This is a genomic window from Rhodococcus jostii NBRC 16295 (assembly GCF_001894825.1).
Taxonomy (GTDB): domain Bacteria; phylum Actinomycetota; class Actinomycetes; order Mycobacteriales; family Mycobacteriaceae; genus Rhodococcus_F; species Rhodococcus_F jostii.
Genome location: NZ_BCWY01000011.1, coordinates 70,012 through 87,054, shown reverse-complemented (window position 1 = coordinate 87,054; position 17,043 = coordinate 70,012). Strand labels below are relative to the sequence as shown.

At 64.9% G+C, this 17,043-nt stretch carries 29 protein-coding genes; 5 read left to right on the top strand and 24 right to left on the bottom strand.

The annotated features are described in order from the left end of the window. Positions 1 to 47: 47 nt before the first annotated feature. Positions 48 to 485, top strand: coding sequence for a D-aminoacyl-tRNA deacylase (dtd, locus tag RJ1_RS10150; protein ID WP_073359890.1), 438 nt, complete (start codon positions 48 to 50; stop codon positions 483 to 485). Positions 486 to 506: 21 nt separating this feature from the next. Here the strand turns inward: dtd and map are convergent, their stop codons facing one another. From map to rpsJ, 24 genes are all read right to left on the bottom strand, one after another. Further along, positions 507 to 1,304, bottom strand: a complete 798-nt coding sequence (gene map, locus RJ1_RS10145; RefSeq protein ID WP_073359814.1) for a type I methionyl aminopeptidase — start codon at positions 1,302 to 1,304, stop codon at positions 507 to 509. Then, positions 1,304 to 1,849 carry an adenylate kinase gene (locus tag RJ1_RS10140; RefSeq protein ID WP_073359813.1) on the bottom strand — a complete coding sequence of 182 codons (546 nt, stop codon included), beginning with the start codon at positions 1,847 to 1,849 and terminating at the stop codon, positions 1,304 to 1,306. Before RJ1_RS10140 ends, map begins: the two co-directional genes overlap by 1 nt. Continuing rightward, entirely contained in the window at positions 1,846 to 3,159 is a 1,314-nt protein-coding gene (secY, locus tag RJ1_RS10135; protein WP_073359812.1) for a preprotein translocase subunit SecY, read from the bottom strand. The genes RJ1_RS10140 and secY overlap by 4 nt, the downstream gene beginning before the upstream one ends. 191 nt (positions 3,160 to 3,350) lie before the next feature. Further along, positions 3,351 to 3,794, bottom strand: coding sequence for a 50S ribosomal protein L15 (gene rplO / locus RJ1_RS10130; protein ID WP_073359811.1), 444 nt, complete (start codon positions 3,792 to 3,794; stop codon positions 3,351 to 3,353). A gap of 2 nt (positions 3,795 to 3,796) precedes the next feature. Then, positions 3,797 to 3,976, bottom strand: coding sequence for a 50S ribosomal protein L30 (gene rpmD / locus RJ1_RS10125; RefSeq protein ID WP_005239665.1), 180 nt, complete (start codon positions 3,974 to 3,976; stop codon positions 3,797 to 3,799). Then, a complete protein-coding gene (rpsE, locus tag RJ1_RS10120) occupies positions 3,976 to 4,632 on the bottom strand; it encodes a 30S ribosomal protein S5 (protein WP_073359810.1) in 657 nt (218 codons plus the stop codon). The genes rpmD and rpsE overlap by 1 nt, the downstream gene beginning before the upstream one ends. 31 nt (positions 4,633 to 4,663) lie before the next feature. After that, entirely contained in the window at positions 4,664 to 5,071 is a 408-nt protein-coding gene (rplR, locus tag RJ1_RS10115; protein ID WP_072945701.1) for a 50S ribosomal protein L18, read from the bottom strand. Between the two features lies 1 nt (position 5,072). Next, positions 5,073 to 5,612 carry a 50S ribosomal protein L6 gene (gene rplF, locus RJ1_RS10110; RefSeq protein WP_073359809.1) on the bottom strand — a complete coding sequence of 180 codons (540 nt, stop codon included), beginning with the start codon at positions 5,610 to 5,612 and terminating at the stop codon, positions 5,073 to 5,075. 14 nt (positions 5,613 to 5,626) lie between these two features. Next, the gene (gene rpsH / locus RJ1_RS10105; RefSeq protein WP_005239657.1) at positions 5,627 to 6,025 is read right to left on the bottom strand and encodes a 30S ribosomal protein S8; all 399 of its coding nucleotides are present in this window, start codon (positions 6,023 to 6,025) and stop codon (positions 5,627 to 5,629) included. A gap of 150 nt (positions 6,026 to 6,175) precedes the next feature. After that, positions 6,176 to 6,361, bottom strand: coding sequence for a type Z 30S ribosomal protein S14 (locus RJ1_RS10100; RefSeq protein ID WP_005239644.1), 186 nt, complete (start codon positions 6,359 to 6,361; stop codon positions 6,176 to 6,178). 4 nt (positions 6,362 to 6,365) lie between these two features. After that, positions 6,366 to 6,932, bottom strand: a complete 567-nt coding sequence (gene rplE, locus RJ1_RS10095; protein ID WP_073359808.1) for a 50S ribosomal protein L5 — start codon at positions 6,930 to 6,932, stop codon at positions 6,366 to 6,368. 1 nt (position 6,933) lies between these two features. Beyond that, positions 6,934 to 7,251 carry a 50S ribosomal protein L24 gene (rplX, locus tag RJ1_RS10090; protein WP_003941019.1) on the bottom strand — a complete coding sequence of 106 codons (318 nt, stop codon included), beginning with the start codon at positions 7,249 to 7,251 and terminating at the stop codon, positions 6,934 to 6,936. Beyond that, on the bottom strand, positions 7,251 to 7,619 hold the full coding sequence (rplN, locus tag RJ1_RS10085; protein ID WP_005239639.1) for a 50S ribosomal protein L14: 369 nt from the start codon (positions 7,617 to 7,619) through the stop codon (positions 7,251 to 7,253). The genes rplX and rplN overlap by 1 nt, the downstream gene beginning before the upstream one ends. 169 nt (positions 7,620 to 7,788) lie before the next feature. Continuing rightward, complete coding sequence (gene rpsQ, locus RJ1_RS10080) at positions 7,789 to 8,070, bottom strand: 30S ribosomal protein S17 (RefSeq protein ID WP_005239638.1); 282 nt, start codon at positions 8,068 to 8,070, stop codon at positions 7,789 to 7,791. After that, the gene (gene rpmC, locus RJ1_RS10075) at positions 8,067 to 8,303 is read right to left on the bottom strand and encodes a 50S ribosomal protein L29 (protein ID WP_005239637.1); all 237 of its coding nucleotides are present in this window, start codon (positions 8,301 to 8,303) and stop codon (positions 8,067 to 8,069) included. Before rpmC ends, rpsQ begins: the two co-directional genes overlap by 4 nt. After that, on the bottom strand, positions 8,303 to 8,719 hold the full coding sequence (gene rplP, locus RJ1_RS10070; RefSeq protein ID WP_005239636.1) for a 50S ribosomal protein L16: 417 nt from the start codon (positions 8,717 to 8,719) through the stop codon (positions 8,303 to 8,305). Before rplP ends, rpmC begins: the two co-directional genes overlap by 1 nt. A 3-nt stretch (positions 8,720 to 8,722) precedes the next feature. Next, complete coding sequence (gene rpsC / locus RJ1_RS10065) at positions 8,723 to 9,529, bottom strand: 30S ribosomal protein S3 (protein WP_005239635.1); 807 nt, start codon at positions 9,527 to 9,529, stop codon at positions 8,723 to 8,725. Continuing rightward, positions 9,529 to 9,933: a 50S ribosomal protein L22 gene (gene rplV / locus RJ1_RS10060; RefSeq protein ID WP_005239634.1), complete on the bottom strand. Its 405-nt coding sequence runs from the start codon at positions 9,931 to 9,933 to the stop codon at positions 9,529 to 9,531. Before rplV ends, rpsC begins: the two co-directional genes overlap by 1 nt. Next, entirely contained in the window at positions 9,930 to 10,211 is a 282-nt protein-coding gene (gene rpsS / locus RJ1_RS10055) for a 30S ribosomal protein S19 (protein ID WP_003940820.1), read from the bottom strand. Before rpsS ends, rplV begins: the two co-directional genes overlap by 4 nt. 13 nt (positions 10,212 to 10,224) lie before the next feature. Beyond that, positions 10,225 to 11,061: a 50S ribosomal protein L2 gene (gene rplB, locus RJ1_RS10050; RefSeq protein WP_015889918.1), complete on the bottom strand. Its 837-nt coding sequence runs from the start codon at positions 11,059 to 11,061 to the stop codon at positions 10,225 to 10,227. Positions 11,062 to 11,100: 39 nt separating this feature from the next. Continuing rightward, on the bottom strand, positions 11,101 to 11,406 hold the full coding sequence (gene rplW / locus RJ1_RS10045) for a 50S ribosomal protein L23 (RefSeq protein ID WP_005239632.1): 306 nt from the start codon (positions 11,404 to 11,406) through the stop codon (positions 11,101 to 11,103). Continuing rightward, positions 11,403 to 12,092, bottom strand: a complete 690-nt coding sequence (gene rplD / locus RJ1_RS10040) for a 50S ribosomal protein L4 (protein ID WP_073359807.1) — start codon at positions 12,090 to 12,092, stop codon at positions 11,403 to 11,405. The genes rplW and rplD overlap by 4 nt, the downstream gene beginning before the upstream one ends. Next, positions 12,089 to 12,745, bottom strand: a complete 657-nt coding sequence (rplC, locus tag RJ1_RS10035) for a 50S ribosomal protein L3 (protein WP_009479366.1) — start codon at positions 12,743 to 12,745, stop codon at positions 12,089 to 12,091. The genes rplD and rplC overlap by 4 nt, the downstream gene beginning before the upstream one ends. Before the next feature lie 20 nt (positions 12,746 to 12,765). Continuing rightward, positions 12,766 to 13,071 carry a 30S ribosomal protein S10 gene (gene rpsJ, locus RJ1_RS10030; RefSeq protein WP_003938093.1) on the bottom strand — a complete coding sequence of 102 codons (306 nt, stop codon included), beginning with the start codon at positions 13,069 to 13,071 and terminating at the stop codon, positions 12,766 to 12,768. A 467-nt stretch (positions 13,072 to 13,538) separates the two neighbouring features. Between rpsJ and RJ1_RS10025 the strand changes: the two genes are divergently transcribed. The 4 genes from RJ1_RS10025 (at position 13,539) to RJ1_RS10005 (ending at position 17,037) form a co-directional block, all read left to right on the top strand. Continuing rightward, entirely contained in the window at positions 13,539 to 14,015 is a 477-nt protein-coding gene (locus tag RJ1_RS10025) for a hotdog fold domain-containing protein (protein WP_073359806.1), read from the top strand. Positions 14,016 to 14,411: 396 nt separating this feature from the next. After that, positions 14,412 to 15,380, top strand: coding sequence for an ATP-binding cassette domain-containing protein (locus RJ1_RS10015; protein WP_073359804.1), 969 nt, complete (start codon positions 14,412 to 14,414; stop codon positions 15,378 to 15,380). Continuing rightward, the gene (locus tag RJ1_RS10010; protein ID WP_073359803.1) at positions 15,377 to 16,192 is read left to right on the top strand and encodes an ABC transporter permease; all 816 of its coding nucleotides are present in this window, start codon (positions 15,377 to 15,379) and stop codon (positions 16,190 to 16,192) included. Before RJ1_RS10015 ends, RJ1_RS10010 begins: the two co-directional genes overlap by 4 nt. After that, positions 16,189 to 17,037, top strand: a complete 849-nt coding sequence (locus RJ1_RS10005; RefSeq protein WP_073359802.1) for an ABC transporter permease — start codon at positions 16,189 to 16,191, stop codon at positions 17,035 to 17,037. The genes RJ1_RS10010 and RJ1_RS10005 overlap by 4 nt, the downstream gene beginning before the upstream one ends. The last annotated feature ends 6 nt before the right edge of the window (positions 17,038 to 17,043 follow it).

Genomic DNA, 17,043 nt, shown 5'->3' with positions numbered 1-17,043 from the left:
GATCCCTCGTCCGAAAGCAACCGGCTCCGACTCGAAGGATGGTGTTCGTGCGCGCCCTGGTACAGCGAGTGACGTCCGCGTCGGTACGGGTCGACGACACCGAGGTCGGGCGGATCACTCCCCCGGCGGGCGGTCACGGACTACTCGTCCTGGTCGGGGTCACCCACACGGACGACGCGGCGAAGGCGGCTCTGCTCGCGAAGAAGGTGTGGACCATGCGCATCCTGGAGAACGAGCAGTCCGCGTCGGACCTCGACGCCCCGGTGCTCGTCGCCAGTCAGTTCACACTCATGGCGGACACTCGCCGCGGCCGGCGACCGTCCTGGTCGGCGGCGGCGCCGAGGCCCGTCGCGGAACCACTGGTGGAGGCATTCAGCGGCGCCCTACGGGAACTGGGCGCGACCGTCGAGACCGGCGTGTTCGGCGAACACATGGAGATCAGCCTCGTCAACGACGGACCGGTGACTCTGCTGATCGACGTGTAGGCCCACGCCCTCGTGCGAGCGCTACTCCGGCCGCAGGGTGAGGATGCGCGGTCCGTTCTCGGTGACCGCGACCGTGTGCTCCCAGTGCGCGGCACGGGTGCCGTCGGTGGTGACGACGGTCCAGTCGTCTTCGAGGACAACGGTGTCGGTGGTGCCGAGGGTCAACATCGGTTCGATGGCCAGAACGGAACCGACCACAAGTTGCGGGCCCTTGCCCGGAGCGCCCTCGTTGGCGAGGAACGGCTCCATGTGCATTTCCCGGCCGATACCGTGACCGCCGTAGCCGTCGACGATGCCGTACTTGCGGTCGTGGGCGACCTCGGCGGCGCGGGTACCGAGTTCGATCGCGTGGGAGATGTCGGTGAGGCGGTTGCCGGGCAGCATCGCCGCGATCCCCGCCTCCATGGACAGGCGAGTCGCCTCGCTCAGCTGCAGATCCGCCTCGATGATGTCTCCGACGCCGAACGTCCACGCGGAGTCGCCGTGCCAGCCTTCGAGGATGGCACCGCAGTCGATGGAGACGAGGTCTCCCTCGGCGAGAATGTCTTCCGCCGAGGGAATCCCGTGCACCACACGATCGTTCACGGACGAACAGATCGATCCGCTGAACCCGTGGTAGCCCTTGAACGACGGCACGGCGCCGGCGTCGCGGATGACCGATTCGGCCACCTCGTCGAGCTCGAGCGTGCTCACACCCGGCTTCGCCGCATCGCGCACCGCCACCAGAGCTGCACCGACGATGGCGCCGGCTGCCGCCATCGCGTCGAGCTCGCCGGCGGTCCGGAACGGAACGACCTTGCGCTTACGCCCGAAGCCCATTACTTACCCAGCGCTCCCAGTGCGCGAGCGTTGACCTCGTCGACCTCACCCAAGGCGTCGACGGTCACCAGCTGGTCCTTGTAGTAGTCCAGCAACGGCGCGGTCTCTTCGCGGTACACCCGGAGGCGGTTGCGGATGACGTCTTCCTTGTCGTCGGCGCGGCCTCGGGCCAGCATCCGCTCGACCACGACGTCCTCGTCGACGACGAAGGACAGCACGGCGTCCAGCTTGGTGTTCTGCTCGGTCAGGATCGCTTCGAGCGCCTGAGCCTGATCGACCGTCCGCGGGAAACCGTCGAGGAGGAATCCGTTGGCGGCGTCCGGCTCGGCGACACGGGCCTTCACCATGTTGTTGGTGATCTCGCTGGGAACCAGGTCGCCGGCGTCGAGGTACTTCTTCGCTTCGAGGCCGAGGGGGGTGGCCTGCCCGATGTTCGCGCGGAACAGATCGCCCGTGGAGATGTGGGGGACGCCGAGCTTCTCGGACAGAATCGCGGCCTGGGTGCCCTTGCCTGCACCGGGAGGACCAAGGAGGACAAGTCTCACTTGAGGAACCCTTCGTAGTTACGTTGCATCAATTGACTTTCGATCTGCTTGACCGTGTCCAGGGCGACGCTGACGAGAATCAGCACAGCCGCACCACCGAAGATGCTGCTGGAGGTCTGGCTTCCGGACAGGAAGAAGTGGGGCAGCACCGCGATCAGGCCGAGGTAGATCGAGCCGGGAACGGTGATGCGGTTGAGCACGTAATTCAGGTAGTCCGCGGTGGGGCGACCCGGGCGGATACCGGGGATGAAGCCGCCGAACTTCTTCATCTCGTCGGCGCGCTCTTCCGGATTGAACGTGATCGCGACGTAGAAGAACACGAAGAACACGATCAGCGCGAAGTAGATGACGATGTACACCGGGTTGTTGGGATTCACCAGATATTCGTTGATGATCCGCTGCCACCAACTGGGGTCGGCGGACGACGTGGCGCCCGTGAGCTGCGCGATGAGGTTCGGCAGGTACAGCAGCGACGACGCGAAGATGACCGGGATGATGCCGGCCTGGTTGACCTTGAGCGGCAGGTACGTCGACGAACCGCCGTACATCTTGCGGCCGACCATGCGCTTGGCGTACTGCACGGGGATCCGCCGCTGCCCCTGTTCGACGAAGACGACGCCGGCGATGATGGCGAGTGCCGCGACGCAGATGATCGCGAAGATCAGTCCCCCGCGGCTGTCCAGGATGGCCTTGCCCTCGGACGGCAGACGGGACGCGATACCCGAGAAGATCAGCAGCGACATGCCGTTACCGACACCACGCTCGGTGATGACCTCACCGAACCACATCACGAGCGCAGCGCCGGCCGTCATCACCAGCACGATGATCACGAGACCGAAGATGCTCTTGTCGGCGATGATCTCTTCCTGGCAGCCCTGCAGCAGCTGGCCGCGCGATGCGAGCGCCACGATGCCGGTGGCCTGCAGGATCGCCAGGGCGACCGACAGATAACGCGTGTACTGCGTCATCTTCGCCTGGCCGGACTGGCCTTCCTTCCGTAGTTCCTCGAACTTCGGAATGACGACCGTCAACAGCTGGACGATGATGCTGGCCGTGATGTACGGCATGATGCCGATCGCGAAAATGGACAGCTGGAGCAGTGCGCCGCCGGAGAACAGGTTGATCAGCGAGTAGATACCCGCGGAATCGCCGCCCGACAGCTGATCGACACAGGCTCGGACGTTGCCGTAGTCGACGCCCGGCGACGGAATCACCGCGCCGATGCGATAAAGCGCGACGAGACCGAGCGCGATGAGGATCTTCCGCCTCAGGTCCGGGGTCCTGAGGGCCGAGACGAAGGCGGAAAGCAAAGATCCTCCTGGCACGACGGTGGGGAGACGAAGTCGAAAGCAGACTTGTCCGTGAATGAACTCTAGAACTCTAACAGTGGCAACTGAACGCACAGCTGGGAGACCTGCGGCAGTGCTGCCCGTACAGCCGCAAATGGCCGCAGTACAGCGCAAGGCTGTACTGCGGCCATCTACTGGCTAGCGGTGATAGCTCACAGCTCGGTGGCGGAACCACCGGCAGCAGCGATCTTCTCCTTGGCGGAGCCGGTGAACTTGTCGACCGTCACCTGAACGGCGACAGTCAGGTCGCCGTCGCCGAGAACCTTGACGAGCTGGTTCTTGCGAACGGCACCCTTGGCAACGAGGTCCTCGACCGTGACCTGTCCACCCTCGGGGAACAGACGGGCGATGTCGCCGACGTTGACGACCTGGTACTCGGTGCGGAACGGGTTGGTGAAACCCTTGAGCTTGGGCAGACGCATGTGCAGCGGCATCTGTCCACCCTCGAAGGCGGCCGGCACGTTCTTGCGGGCCTTGGTGCCCTTCGTGCCGCGACCGGCGGTCTTGCCGCGCTTGCCGCCTTCACCACGACCGACGCGAATCTTGTCGGACTTGGCTCCGGGTGCGGGGCGCAGGTGATGCAATTTGATGGTCATGGTTAGACCTCCTCAACTGTGACGAGGTGGCGCACCACGTTGATCAGACCGCGGTTCTGCGCATTGTCCTCACGAACAACAGTCTGACGGATGCCCTTCAGGCCCAGCGTGCGCAGCGAGTTCTTCTGGTTCTGCTTGGTACCGATGGTGCTCTTGATCTGAGTGACCTTGAGTTCGGCCATTACTTCACGCTCCCAGCCTGTGCGCGTGCACGCAGCATGCCGGCGGGAGCCACGTCTTCGAGGGGGAGACCGCGGCGAGCCGCAACTTCCTCGGGACGCTGCAGGCCCTTGAGCGCAGCAACGGTCGCATGCACGACATTGATGGCGTTGTCGCTACCGAGCGACTTCGACAGGATGTCGTGGATACCGGCGCACTCCAGCACGGCACGCACCGCGCCACCGGCGATGACACCGGTACCCGCGCTGGCCGGACGCAGCATGACGACGCCCGCTGCGGCCTCACCCTGAATCGGATGCGTGATGGTGCCACCGATCATCGGAACGCGGAAGAAACTCTTGCGAGCCTCCTCGACACCCTTCTGGATGGCCGCAGGAACTTCCTTGGCCTTGCCGTAGCCGACGCCGACGAGTCCGTTGCCGTCGCCCACGATCACCAGAGCGGTGAAGCTGAAGCGACGACCACCCTTGACGACCTTCGACACGCGGTTGATCGTGACGACGCGCTCGATGTGGTTCGACTTCTCGGCCGACTGTCCGCCGCGACGATCGTCGCGACCGCCACCACGACGGTCGCCGCCGCCGCGGTTGTCCCCCGTGTTGGGGCCATTCTGTCCGGCGGGTCCGCTTCCGCCGTCACGCCTCTGACGTCCCGGCATCAGGCTGTCCTTCCGTTCGAAATGATGGTCATCAGAACTTCAACCCGCCTTCGCGAGCTGCGTCCGCCAAGGCCGCGATGCGACCGTGGTAGCCGTGTCCGCCGTGGTCGAAGACCACGGTCTCGACGCCGGCAGCCTTCGCGCGCTCGGCGATCAGCTGACCGACCTTTGCGCTGAGGGCCTTCTTGTCGCCGTCCGCTGCACGCACGTCGGCCTCGGTGGTCGACGCCGCGGCCAGGGTGTGGCCCGCGAGGTCGTCCACGAGCTGGACGTGAATGTGGCGCGAGGACCGGTTGACGACCAGGCGGGGACGCTCGGGCGTGCCGGAGACCTTCTTGCGGAGACGGAAGTGACGACGCACCTTCGACAGGCGACGCTTCGTGGACGCATCCTTGCCGAGCGGAACCCGCTTGGCTTTCTGGTTTGCAGTCTGGCTCATATCACTTACCCGTCTTTCCGACCTTGCGGCGGATCTGCTCACCCTCGTAACGCACGCCCTTGCCCTTGTACGGGTCCGGACGACGGAGACGACGGATGTTGGCCGAGATCTGCCCGACCTTCTGCTTGTCGATGCCCGACACCGAGAACTTGGTGGGCGACTCGACCGCGAAGGTGATGCCTTCCGGAGCCTCGATCGGGACCGGGTGGCTGTAGCCGAGTGCGAACTCGAGGTCCTTGCCCTTGAGAGCGACGCGGTAACCGACGCCGTGAATCTCCATCTTGGTGGTGTAACCGTCGGTGACACCGGTGATGAGGTTCTGCACCAGGGTGCGAGACAGACCGTGCAGCGCGCGGCTGCGACGCTCGTCGTCCGGACGGGTCACGCTGAGCGTGCCGTCGTCGTTCTTCGCAATGGCAATCGGCTCGGCGATCGTCAGGGCCAACGTGCCCTTGGGACCCTTGACCGTGACGCCCTGGCCGTCGATCGACACGTCGACGCCGCCGGGGACGGTGACGGGAATCTTTCCAATACGCGACATTGTGGTGGCCTCCCTTACCAGACGTAGGCGAGGACTTCCCCGCCTACTCCTTGATTGGCCGCCTGGCGATCGGTGAGCAGGCCGGTGGACGTGGAAATGATCGCCACGCCGAGGCCGCCCAGAACCTTGGGCAGGTTGGTGGACTTCGCGTACACACGCAGACCGGGCTTGGAGACGCGGCGCACGCCGGCAAGGCTGCGCTCACGGCTCGGTCCGTACTTCAGGTCGACGATGAGGGTCTTGCCCACCTCGGCATCTTCGGTGCGGTAGTCGGCGATGTAGCCCTCGCGCTTGAGGATCTCGGCGATGTTCGCCTTGATCTTCGAGTGGGGCAACTTCACCTCATCGTGGTACGCCGTGTTGGCGTTGCGCAGACGCGTCAAGAAGTCTGCGATGGGGTCGGTCATGGTCATGAGGTTGACCTCTACCTTTCTCACAACGGTTCCCTCTGCCGTTTCCGGCGCAGGCCTATCGCGAAGTAGGTCTTACGTTTCCCGGCCCGAGGTTACGAACCGGAAGTCTGTGGGTGACGCCGCCGCCGAGGAGGCGGCGACGTCACCGGCTCACCAGGAGCTCTTGTGAACGCCGGGCAGCTCGCCGGCGTGCGCCATCTCGCGGACGCAGATTCGGCACAGGCCGAACTTGCGGAACACCGAGTGCGGACGGCCGCAGCGCTGGCAGCGGGTGTAGGCGCGCACCGCGAACTTGGGCTTCTTGTTGGCCTTGTTGACCAATGCCTTCTTAGCCATTAGCTCAGTTCTCCTTGAACGGGAAGCCGAGCTGCTTCAGCAGGGCACGGCCTTCTTCGTTGTTGGTCGCGGTGGTCACCACGGTGATGTCCATGCCGCGCGGGCGGTCGATCTTGTCCACATCGATCTCGTGGAACATCGACTGCTCGTTCAGGCCGAACGTGTAGTTGCCGTTGCCGTCGAACTGGTTGCCCGACAGGCCGCGGAAGTCCCTGATGCGGGGAAGCGCGACGGACACGAGACGGTCCAGGAATTCCCACATGCGGTCGCCACGCAGCGTGACGCGGGCACCGATCGGCATTCCCTCGCGGAGTTTGAACTGCGCGATGGACTTGCGTGCCTTGCGGATCTCGGGCTTCTGACCGGTGATCAGAGCGAGGTCGTTGACGGCACCGTTGATCAGCTTGGCGTCGCGCGCGGCGTCACCGACACCCATGTTGACGACGACCTTGACGACGCCGGGGATCTGCATCACGTTGGCGTAGTCGAACTCGGTGTTCAGCGCAGCCTTGATCTCCTCGCGGTAGCGAGTCTTCAGGCGCGGCTGGATCTTGTTCTCAGTGGAGGTCATGTCAGATGTCCTTCCCGTTCTTCCGGGAAATCCGAACGCGCTTGCCGGACTCTTCGTCGGTCCGGTAGCCCACGCGAGTGGGGTTGCCGTCCGAGTCGACGACCGCGACGTTGGAAACGTGGATCGGGGCTTCCTGCGTGACGATGCCGCCGGAGGAAGCTCCGCGCTCGTTCGCGGAAACCGCGGTGTGCTTCTTGATGCGGTTCACGCCTTCGACGAGGACCTTGTCGGTCGCGGGGTAGGCCTGGATGACCTTGCCCTTCGCGCCCTTGTCCTTGCCGGCGATGACCAGCACGGTGTCACCCTTGTGCACCTTCATCACAGCACCTCCGGGGCGAGCGAGACGATCTTCATGAACTTCTTCTCACGCAGCTCACGGCCGACGGGGCCGAAGATGCGGGTGCCACGGGGATCGTTGTCCGGCTTGATGAGGACGGCGGCGTTCTCGTCGAACTTGATGTACGAACCGTCCGGACGGCGACGTTCCTTGGTGGTACGGACGATGACGGCCTTGACGACCTCGCCCTTCTTGATGTTTCCACCCGGGATGGCGTCCTTGACGGTGGCGACGATGATGTCGCCGATCCCGGCGTAGCGGCGAGACGAACCACCGAGAACGCGGATGCAGAGAATCTCCTTGGCACCCGTGTTGTCGGCGACGCGCAGCCGCGACTCCTGCTGAATCACTTACTTCTCCTTGACCTGGACTGTTGCACGGCAGATTTCCGACCCGACGTGCGCGGTCTGCACCCGTGCCCTGCGAGAGGGGCCGCCCCGGTGGGCGACACAACGGTGGGGTTGCCGTGCGTCTGCCGCAAGGCAACCCCACCATCGTACCGGATACATTATTCGGTTCTTACTTGGCCTTCTCGAGGACCTCGACGAGACGCCAGTGCTTGGTCGCGGACAGCGGACGGGTCTCCATCAGCTGCACGCGGTCACCGATGCCTGCGACGCCGTTCTCGTCGTGCGCCTTCACCTTGCTGGTGCGCCGGATGATCTTGCCGTAGAGCGGGTGCTTGACCCGGTCCTCGAGCTCGACCACGATCGTCTTCTCCATCTTGTCGGAGACGACGTATCCGGTGCGGACCTTGCGGCTGCCGCGCTCTTCAGTGCTCACTGCTTTTTCCTCACTCATGCCGCGTCACCTGCGTCCGGACCAACGGCCAGCCCGAGCTCACGCTCACGCAGAACGGTGTAGATACGCGCGATCTCGTGACGAACGGTACGAAGTCGACGGTTGTTGTCCATCTGACCCGTGGCCATCTGGAAACGAAGGTTGAACAGCTCTTCCTTCGACTCACGAAGCCGGGTGACCAGCTCTTCTTCGGTGAGCTCGCGGAGCTCTGCGGCTGGGGTTCCAGTAGCCATCAGAACTGCTCCTCCCTTGTCACGATCCGGCACTTGCACGGGAGCTTGTGCATCGCGCGGCGCAGGGCCTCACGAGCGATCTCCTCATTGGGGTAGCTCATCTCGAACATCACGCGACCTGGCTTGACGTTCGCGATCCACCACTCGGGCGAACCCTTACCGGAACCCATGCGGGTTTCGGCCGGCTTCTTGGTGAGGGGGCGATCCGGGAAGATGTTGATCCAGATCTTGCCGCCACGCTTGATGTGCCGGGTCATGGCGATACGAGCGGACTCGATCTGCCGGTTGGTGATGTAGGCGGGCTCGAGAGCCTGGATGCCGTAGTCACCGAAGGTCACCTGGGTTCCACCCTTGGCGGCACCCGAACGGCTCGGATGGTGCTGCTTGCGGTGCTTGACCCGCCGTGGGATCAACATGCGTCAGCCCTCCTTCTGTTCAGTCGTAGCGGGTGCATCGGCAGTGGCGGTCGCTGCGCGGCCGGCCTCGGTGCTGGTCGCGGTGGTGCCGGTGGCACCGGAACGACGGGGACGGCTCGGACGCTCACGACGCGGGCGGTCGCCCGCGGGAGCAGCCACGTTGGCGGCGAGCTCACGCTTGCCACCGACGATGTCGCCCTTGTAGATCCAGACCTTCACGCCGATGCGGCCGAAGGTGGTCTTGGCCTCGTAGAGGCCGTAGTCGATGTCCGCACGAAGCGTGTGCAGCGGCACACGACCTTCGCGGTAGAACTCCGACCGGGACATCTCGGCGCCGCCGAGACGACCTGAGCACTGAACCCGGATTCCCTTGACGTTGGGCTGACGCATCGCCGACTGGATGGCCTTGCGCATCGCGCGACGGAAGGCGACGCGGTTCGAGAGCTGCTCGGCCACACCCTGTGCGACGAGCTGCGCCTCGGCCTCGGCGTTCTTGACCTCGAGGATGTTCAGCTGGACCTGCTTGCCGGTCAGCTTCTCGAGCTCGGAACGGATGCGATCGGCTTCGGCGCCGCGGCGACCGATGACGATGCCCGGGCGGGCGGTGTGGATGTCCACACGCACACGGTCACGGGTGCGCTCGATCTCGACCTTCGCGATGCCCGCGCGCTCCATGCCGGTGGCGAGGAGCTTACGGATCGCGACGTCTTCCTTGACGTACTCCGCGTACTGCTTGTCTGCGTACCAGCGAGACTTCCAGTCGGTGGTGATGCCGAGGCGGAAGCCGTGCGGGTTGATTTTCTGGCCCACTACTGAGCACTTCCCTTCCGGCGATTACGGGTCGATGTTCCGGTCTTCGGCAGGCTCTCCACGATCACGGTGATGTGACTGGTGCGCTTGCGGATACGGAACGCACGTCCCTGTGCACGCGGCTGGAACCGCTTGAGGGTCGCGCCCTCGTCCACGAACGCCGTGGCGACGACAAGCGTGCTCGGGTCGAGGTCGAGGTTGTTCTCGGCGTTGGCTGCTGCGGAGGCGATCACCTTGGCGACCGGCTCGCTCGCTGCCTGCGGCGCGAACTTCAGGATGTTCAGGGCGTCTTCAACCGAACGCCCGCGGACCAGGTCCACAACACGACGCGCCTTCATCGGCGTGACGCGCACGTGGCGCGCTACTGCCTTGGCGGTCGGGTTGGCGGTTTCGGTGTTGCTCATCGCCTCTTCGCCTTCCGATCATCCTTGATGTGACCCTTGAACGTGCGGGTCGGTGCAAACTCTCCGAGCTTGTGTCCGACCATCGAGTCGGAAACGAACACGGGGACGTGCTTGCGGCCGTCGTGAACCGCAAACGTGTGGCCGATGAAGTCCGGGATGATCGTGGAACGACGGGACCAGGTCTTGATGACCTGCTTGGTTCCCTTCTCGTTCTGCACGTCCACCTTCGCGAGGAGGTGGTCATCGACGAACGGGCCCTTCTTGAGGCTGCGTGGCATCCTTCACTCCCTCCTAGCGCTTGTTCTTGCCGGTACGGCGACGACGGACAATGAGCTTGTCGCTCGCCTTGTTCTTGCGGGTGCGGCCCTCGGGCTTGCCCCACGGGCTGACCGGGTGGCGACCACCGGAGGTCTTACCCTCACCACCACCGTGCGGGTGATCGACCGGGTTCATCACGACACCACGGACGGTCGGGCGCTTGCCCTTCCAGCGCATGCGGCCGGCCTTGCCCCAGTTGATGTTCGACTGTTCGGCGTTGCCGACCTCACCGATCGAGGCGCGGCAGCGAACGTCGACGCGACGGATTTCGCCGGACGGCATACGCAGCGTGGCGTAGGTGCCTTCCTTACCGAGCAGCTGGATGCTGGATCCGGCCGAGCGGGCCATCTTGGCGCCGCCACCCGGGCGCAGTTCCACCGCGTGGATGGTGGTACCGGTCGGGATGTTGCGCAGGGGCAGGTTGTTGCCGGGCTTGATGTCGGCGCCGGCACCGGACTCGACCGGTGCACCCTGGAACAGGCCCTTGGGGGCGATGATGTAGCGCTTCTCGCCGTCTGCGTAGTGCAGGAGGGCGATACGCGCGGTGCGGTTGGGGTCGTACTCGATGTGAGCGACCTTGGCCGGCACGCCGTCCTTGTCGTTGCGACGGAAATCGATCAGCCGGTAGGCGCGCTTGTGTCCGCCACCCTTGTGCCGGGTGGTGATACGACCGTGTGCGTTACGTCCACCGCGTCCGTGGAGCGGGCGAACCAGCGACTTCTCGGGGGTCGACCGAGTGATCTCGGCGAAGTCCGAGACGCTCGAGCCACGACGGCCCGGGGTTGTCGGCTTGTACTTACGGATTGCCATGAGTCTTCTCGTCCTCTATGTCTCGTCAAGTCCCGGCGCTTACGCGACCGGTCCTCCGAAGATCTCGATGGGCTTGCTGTCGGCCGAGAGGGTCACGAGCGCGCGCTTGGTGTCCTTGCGCTTGCCGTAACCGAACCGGGTCCGCTTGCGCTTGCCCTGACGGTTGGCGGTGTTGACGCTGGTCACGGTGACGCCGAAGATCTTCTCGACGGCAATCTTGATCTGCGTCTTGTTCGAGTCCGGGTGCACCAGGAAGGTGTAGGTGCCTTCCTCGATCAGTCCGTAGGACTTCTCGGAGATGACCGGGGCGAGCAGGATGTCGCGGGGATCGGCGATGGTGCTCACTTGCCCTCCTCCTTGTTCTCTTCCTGGGCGGTCTCGGCGGGCCCGTGGATGAACGAGTTCAGCGCCTCGACGCTGAACACGACGTCATCGCTGTTGAGCACGTCGTAGGTGTTGAGCTGGTCGGGTGCGATGGGGTGCACGCCGTCCAGGTTCTGCACGCTCTTCCAGGCCGCGATGTCCTCGCGTCCGACGACGAGCAGGACCTTCTTGCGGTCCGAGATCTCGCCGAGGAAGGTGCGGGCGGACTTCGTGGACGGAGTCTGACCGGCAACCAGTTCGGTGATCACGTGGATGCGCTCGTTGCGGGCCCGGTCGGAGAGGGCTCCGCGCAGGGCGGCGGCCTTCATCTTCTTGGGGGTCCGCTGGCTGTAGTCGCGCGGCTGCGGGCCGTGGACGACGCCACCGCCGGCGAACTGCGGTGCACGGGTCGAGCCCTGACGAGCGCGGCCGGTGCCCTTCTGGCGGTACGGCTTCTTGCCACCGCCGCGAACCTCGCCGCGGGTCTTGGTGGCGTGGGTGCCCTGACGTGCAGCAGCGAGCTGCGCGACGACAACCTGGTGGAGAAGCGCGATGTTGGCAGGCGCGTCGAAGATCTCCGCGGGGAGATCGACGGTGCCGTTGGTCTTGCCGCCGGCGACCTTGACGTCCAGCGTCAGCTTGGTCGTCGATGTCTCGGTGCTGGTCATGCTCGTGCACCACCCTTCACTGCACTCTTGACGATCACGAGGCCACCCTTGCGGCCGGGGATCGCACCCTTGATCAGCAGCAGGCCGTTCTCGGCGTCCACCTTGTGAACGGAGAGGTTCTGCGTCGTGATGCGGTCGCTACCCATGCGGCCGGACATGCGCATGCCCTTGAACACGCGGCCCGGAGTGGCGCAACCACCGATGGAACCGGGGCGACGGTGAACAGCCTGTGCACCGTGCGAGGCACCCTGGCCGGCGAAGCCGTGGCGCTTCATGGTTCCGGCGAAGCCCTTACCCTTGCTGGTTCCGGTGACGTCGACGTAGGCGCCGTCCTCGAAGACCTCGGCGGTAAGTTCCTGGCCGACCTCGTACTCCGAGGTGTCGGCAACGCGGAGCTCCACAACGTGGCGGCGCGGGGTGACGCCGGCCTTGGCGAACTGGCCGGAAGTCGGCTTGTTCACCTTGCGCGGGTCGATGGCGCCGAACGCGAGCTGCACTGCGCTGTAGCCGTCACGCTCTTCGGTACGAATCTGGGTCACGACGTTCGGTCCGGCCTTGACGACGGTGACCGGAACGACCCGGTTGTTCTCGTCGAAGACCTGGGTCATGCCGAGCTTGGTGCCCAGGATTCCCTTGATCTTGGTATCAGTCATTGTTTTTGTCTCCGCCGCGCTCACTGAATGTTCACGTCGACACTGGCCGGAAGGTCGATGCGCATGAGCGCGTCAACCGTCTTGGGCGTCGGGTCGAGAATGTCGATAAGCCGCTTGTGAGTACGCATCTCGAAGTGCTCGCGCGAGTCCTTGTACTTGTGCGGCGAACGGATGACGCAGTACACGTTCTTTTCGGTCGGCAACGGCACAGGTCCAACGACGCGGGCCCCGGTACGGGTCACCGTCTCGACGATCTTGCGCGCTGACGCGTCGATCGCCTCATGGTCGTAGGCCTTGAGCCTGATGCGGATCTTCTGTCCCGCCACGCTTAGTGTCCTTTTCTTGCCGCGTTTCGTAGTCCCACCCGAGTCGGGCCGAACTACCTCGTCTGCACAGTCCCCTTACCTGGGCCGCAACTGTCCGAACGCTAGGCGACCGGGACACACCCGATCCGCTGCCGCTGTTCATCTGTCATGGTTCTCCGGTACACGCGGTCGGGCGTGTCGCCCTCCCACTCATTCTCCGACCCGGAACTTTTCAGCTATTCGGGCCGGGAACGCGCACCGGATGCACTCGAATTCGAGTGCCAGTAGGTACTGCTTCCGTCTTGCATGTGGCCGCGAGCAGGTCATTCGACTTACATCGCGACGTTTCACCCCGCCTGTTTCGGGCCGCAAACGATCGCGTCCCAGACAAGGCAACCCGACCAGTATGCCGTACCGGGCGAAAGACTTCAAACCGGGTTCGATTCCTCCCGCGCTTCCTTGAACTTACTCTGCAGTAAGATATCGGGATGACTACCTCGAGCCGCACGTACGCCGCCTGGCAGAAGCTTCCCGACAACGCGCTCGGACACACCCTCTTCTCCATCGGCATGTGCCTCCGCGTCCCGTACTTCGGCTCGGTACTCCCCCGCGTCGTCGAGATGCGGCCGGGCCGATGCGAAGTTCGCGCACCGAAGTGGTGGGGCGTCCGCAACCATCTGGGGACGTTCCACGCGATCGCCGCGTGCAACCTCGCCGAGGCCGCCATGGGCATGTTGTCCGAGGCGACCGTGCCCTCCACCCACCGGTGGATCCCGAAGTCGATGACGGTCGACTACCTCACCAAGGCGAACGGACCGCTGCGCGCCGTCGCCGAACTGACGGACCTGCCGGACTTCGACGCGATCACCGAGGGCACCGACGTGGTTGTGCCCGTCCGCATCTTCGACGGCCATGGGGTCGAGGTGGTCCACACCGACATCACGACGTGGGTCACCCCGCGGTAGACGAGAGTCGACCGCCGGATCGGGCGCGAGATCTGTCGGCCACCTTCTCTATATGGGGTGATCGCCGAACCGTGCGCTGCGGCCGCCGGTTCGGCGGACGCGACGGCCCGCGACAGGCTCATGTCGAAGCTCACATTCGTTCTCGGCCACTCTGCTATCGGCCCCGAATTGCGATGTGTCACTTCGTCGGAACCGGAACCTCGTCGTACATCACGACATTCCGGCAGGACGGGCCTCACTCCGACGTGGTCACCGGAGCCGAAGTGGTACAGATGTCCGGTATTGATCGTGCACCTGCCGTCTCCCGTTACAGAAGTTTTCCGTTCGTCTTCGGCGGGTGCAAGGCGGTTCGCCGGTCTGCCTTGATCGCCCTCCTCGCGTGACATACTCGGGGACATGCCTGCACCTGACACCGCCGTTCTTGTCGAGGGAATCGAAAAATCCTTCGGTGACGTCGCAGCGTTGCGTGGCGTGAGCTTCGAGGTGCCACGGGGCACGGTCCTGGGCATCCTGGGCCCGAACGGGGCAGGGAAGACCACCACCGTCAATGTGCTGTCCACTCTGCTCCGGCCCGATGCGGGCCGGGCCTTCGTCGCCGGACACGACGTCGTCCACGAGGCGGCGAACGTCCGTCGCAGCATCATGATGACCGGCCAGTACGCCGCCCTCGACGAGTCGTTGACCGGCCGCGAGAATCTGGTGCTCTTCGGCCGGCTGATGGGTCTGCCCAAGGGTGCGGCGAAGGCGCGGGCACAGGATCTGCTGACCCAGTTCGATCTGCTCGACGCCGGCGACCGGAAAGTGTCCGGATACTCCGGCGGTATGCGCCGTCGCGTCGACATCGCCTGTGGTCTCGTCATCCGCCCCGAGGTCGTATTCCTCGACGAGCCGACCACCGGCCTCGACCCCCGCAGCCGCCAGGGCGTGTGGTCTCTCGTGGCCGCTCTCAAGGAGCAGGGCATCACGATCCTGCTGACCACCCAGTATCTCGAGGAGGCCGACCTCCTCAGCGACAACATCGTCGTGATCGACAAGGGCACTGTGATCGCCGAGGGCACGGCCGACGAACTGAAGGCACGTACCGGCGGAAGCTACTGCGAGGTGGTCCCGGTCAGCCTCGACGACCTGCCGCGCATCCGGGAGATCCTCACGAGCCTGTGCCCACCCGGCCGGGTCATCGAGGAAGGCACCGACCGGCTGTCGATTCCCGCGGAACACGGCGCCCAGACCCTGGCCGAGGTGCTGCGCCGCCTCGACCTCGCGGAGGTGACACTCGCCGACATCGCACTGCGGCGCCCGTCCCTCGACGACGTGTTCCTCTCACTCACCGGGCACGTCCACGTCGACGAGAGCCTGCCGTCGTGACGGCCCCCGCCGAGCTCGGATTCGAGAGCACATTCGAGGGCAGGCATCGACGGCCGCATCCGTCGAGCGTCCAGCAGTGGATCGCGCTGTCCCAGCGGAACCTGCACACGATGTGGGTGTTCGGTCAGTTCTTCATCGCGGTGTTCGCCCCGCTGATCTTCACTGTCGGTTTCTATCTGCCGCTGCGCCTGGTGATGAAGTTCCAGGGCATCGATTACGCACAGTTCGTCATGCCGATCATCGTCCTGCAAGCCATGGCGTTCACCGCGATCTCGGCGGCCCACCGCGCAGCCACCGAGGCGTCGAACGGCATGAACTCGCGGTTCCAGACGATGCCGGTCGCGGCCGGGGTCCCGTTGGCCGCGCGCATGACCGCCTCGCTCGTGCACTCGACGATCTCCCTGATCGCCGCCATCGCTTACGGGTATGCAATCGGCTTCCGGTTCTCCGGTGGACTCGGGCTGACCGCGGCATTCTGCGGATTGGCGATGCTGATCGGGTTCACCCTCACGACGGGCGCGGACGCCCTCGGCACCCTGACCAAGAGCCCCGAGGTCACCAGTCAGGCGCTGACGCTCCCCCAGCTGATCCTCGGCATGTTCTCCTCCGGCTTCGTCCCGGTGACACAGTTCCCCGAATGGGCGCAGGGCTTCGTGCGGAATCAACCGATCTCGCAGTTCTCCTCGTCCATGCGGGCCATGACGGACGGCACCGTCACGCTCCACCTCCTGACACCCACGTTGCTGTGGTGCGCGGGGTTGGCACTGGTCTTCATCCCGTTGTCGATCTGGTCGAATGTGAGGCGCGGATGACCACCGAATACCGATCCGACACACCGGCGACGGTGACGTTTCCCGAGGTGATCGAACCCCACCCGGAGAACTCCCTCGCCGCCCTCTTCTCGCACAGCCTGCTGCAGACCAGGCGACTCCTGCTGCGCTGGGCCCGCGACCCGTACACCATGCTCCAGGCGATCGTGTATCCGGCGCTCATGCTGCTGATGTTCTGGGCGGTGCTCGGGATCTCGATCACCAAGGCCACCGGGGTCAACAGCGTCTTCGGGACCGTTCCGATGATCACCCTCGTCGGTGCGATGTTCGGTTCCATCGCGGGCGGTCTGTCGCTGAAGAAGGAATGGGCGGATGGGCTCCTGAGCCGGTTCTGGGTACTGCCCGTCCACCGCGCGTCGGGCCTGCTCAGCCGGCTCATGGCCGAATCCGTGCGGATCGCGCTCACCACGGTGCTGATCATCGCCGTCGGGTTCGCCATCGGATTCCGGTTCAACCAAGGCATTCTCGCCGGGATCGCGCTGATGCTGGTGCCCCTGATGTTCGGGGTGAGTTTCGCGACGATGGTGACAGCACTCGCCGTCAACTCGGCGAAGGCACCTCTCGTCGAACTCCTCTCACTGCTGTGCACGCTCCTGCTGTTCTTCAACTCCGGGTTCGTGCCCACCGGCGCCTACCCCACCTGGCTGCAGCCGTTCGTGGAGAACCAGCCGATGTCCTGTGCGATCGACGCGATGAAGGGACTCTCGATGGGCGGGCCCGTTGCGGAACCTCTCATCAAGGCCGTGGCCTGGTCGGTCGCCGGACTGCTGATCTTCACCTACCCCGCGGTGCGCGGCTATCGCCGGGCCGCAGGCACCCCGGCGTAGCGACCG

What these genes read in the sequence shown, in the direction of transcription:
- rpmD (WP_005239665.1), bottom strand. Translation starts at nt 3,976, where the DNA reads ATGGCCGAACTCAAGGTCACTCAGATCAAGAGCACCATCGGTACCAAG.
- rplR (WP_072945701.1), bottom strand. Translation starts at nt 5,071, where the DNA reads ATGAGCCAGACTGCAAACCAGAAAGCCAAGCGGGTTCCGCTCGGCAAG.
- RJ1_RS10005 (WP_073359802.1), top strand. Translation starts at nt 16,189, where the DNA reads ATGACCACCGAATACCGATCCGACACACCGGCGACGGTGACGTTTCCC.
- rplE (WP_073359808.1), bottom strand. Translation starts at nt 6,932, where the DNA reads ATGACCTCCACTGAGAACAAGATCCAGCCGCGCCTGAAGACTCGCTAC.
- rplP (WP_005239636.1), bottom strand. Translation starts at nt 8,719, where the DNA reads ATGTTGATCCCACGGCGGGTCAAGCACCGCAAGCAGCACCATCCGAGC.
- rplB (WP_015889918.1), bottom strand. Translation starts at nt 11,061, where the DNA reads ATGGCAATCCGTAAGTACAAGCCGACAACCCCGGGCCGTCGTGGCTCG.
- RJ1_RS10025 (WP_073359806.1), top strand. Translation starts at nt 13,539, where the DNA reads ATGACTACCTCGAGCCGCACGTACGCCGCCTGGCAGAAGCTTCCCGAC.
- rpmC (WP_005239637.1), bottom strand. Translation starts at nt 8,303, where the DNA reads ATGGCTACTGGAACCCCAGCCGCAGAGCTCCGCGAGCTCACCGAAGAA.
- rpsQ (WP_005239638.1), bottom strand. Translation starts at nt 8,070, where the DNA reads ATGAGTGAGGAAAAAGCAGTGAGCACTGAAGAGCGCGGCAGCCGCAAG.
- rplD (WP_073359807.1), bottom strand. Translation starts at nt 12,092, where the DNA reads ATGACCAGCACCGAGACATCGACGACCAAGCTGACGCTGGACGTCAAG.
- RJ1_RS10015 (WP_073359804.1), top strand. Translation starts at nt 14,412, where the DNA reads ATGCCTGCACCTGACACCGCCGTTCTTGTCGAGGGAATCGAAAAATCC.
- rplC (WP_009479366.1), bottom strand. Translation starts at nt 12,745, where the DNA reads ATGACTGATACCAAGATCAAGGGAATCCTGGGCACCAAGCTCGGCATG.
- rplV (WP_005239634.1), bottom strand. Translation starts at nt 9,933, where the DNA reads ATGAGCAACACCGAAACCGCCAACCCGACCGCCAAGGCAGTAGCGCGC.
- map (WP_073359814.1), bottom strand. Translation starts at nt 1,304, where the DNA reads ATGGGCTTCGGGCGTAAGCGCAAGGTCGTTCCGTTCCGGACCGCCGGC.
- rpsH (WP_005239657.1), bottom strand. Translation starts at nt 6,025, where the DNA reads ATGACCATGACCGACCCCATCGCAGACTTCTTGACGCGTCTGCGCAAC.
- RJ1_RS10100 (WP_005239644.1), bottom strand. Translation starts at nt 6,361, where the DNA reads ATGGCTAAGAAGGCATTGGTCAACAAGGCCAACAAGAAGCCCAAGTTC.
- rplO (WP_073359811.1), bottom strand. Translation starts at nt 3,794, where the DNA reads ATGACCATCAAATTGCATCACCTGCGCCCCGCACCCGGAGCCAAGTCC.
- rpsS (WP_003940820.1), bottom strand. Translation starts at nt 10,211, where the DNA reads ATGCCACGCAGCCTCAAGAAGGGCCCGTTCGTCGATGACCACCTCCTC.
- rplF (WP_073359809.1), bottom strand. Translation starts at nt 5,612, where the DNA reads ATGTCGCGTATTGGAAAGATTCCCGTCACCGTCCCCGGCGGCGTCGAC.
- rpsE (WP_073359810.1), bottom strand. Translation starts at nt 4,632, where the DNA reads ATGCCGGGACGTCAGAGGCGTGACGGCGGAAGCGGACCCGCCGGACAG.
- rplX (WP_003941019.1), bottom strand. Translation starts at nt 7,251, where the DNA reads ATGAAGGTGCACAAGGGTGACACCGTGCTGGTCATCGCCGGCAAGGAC.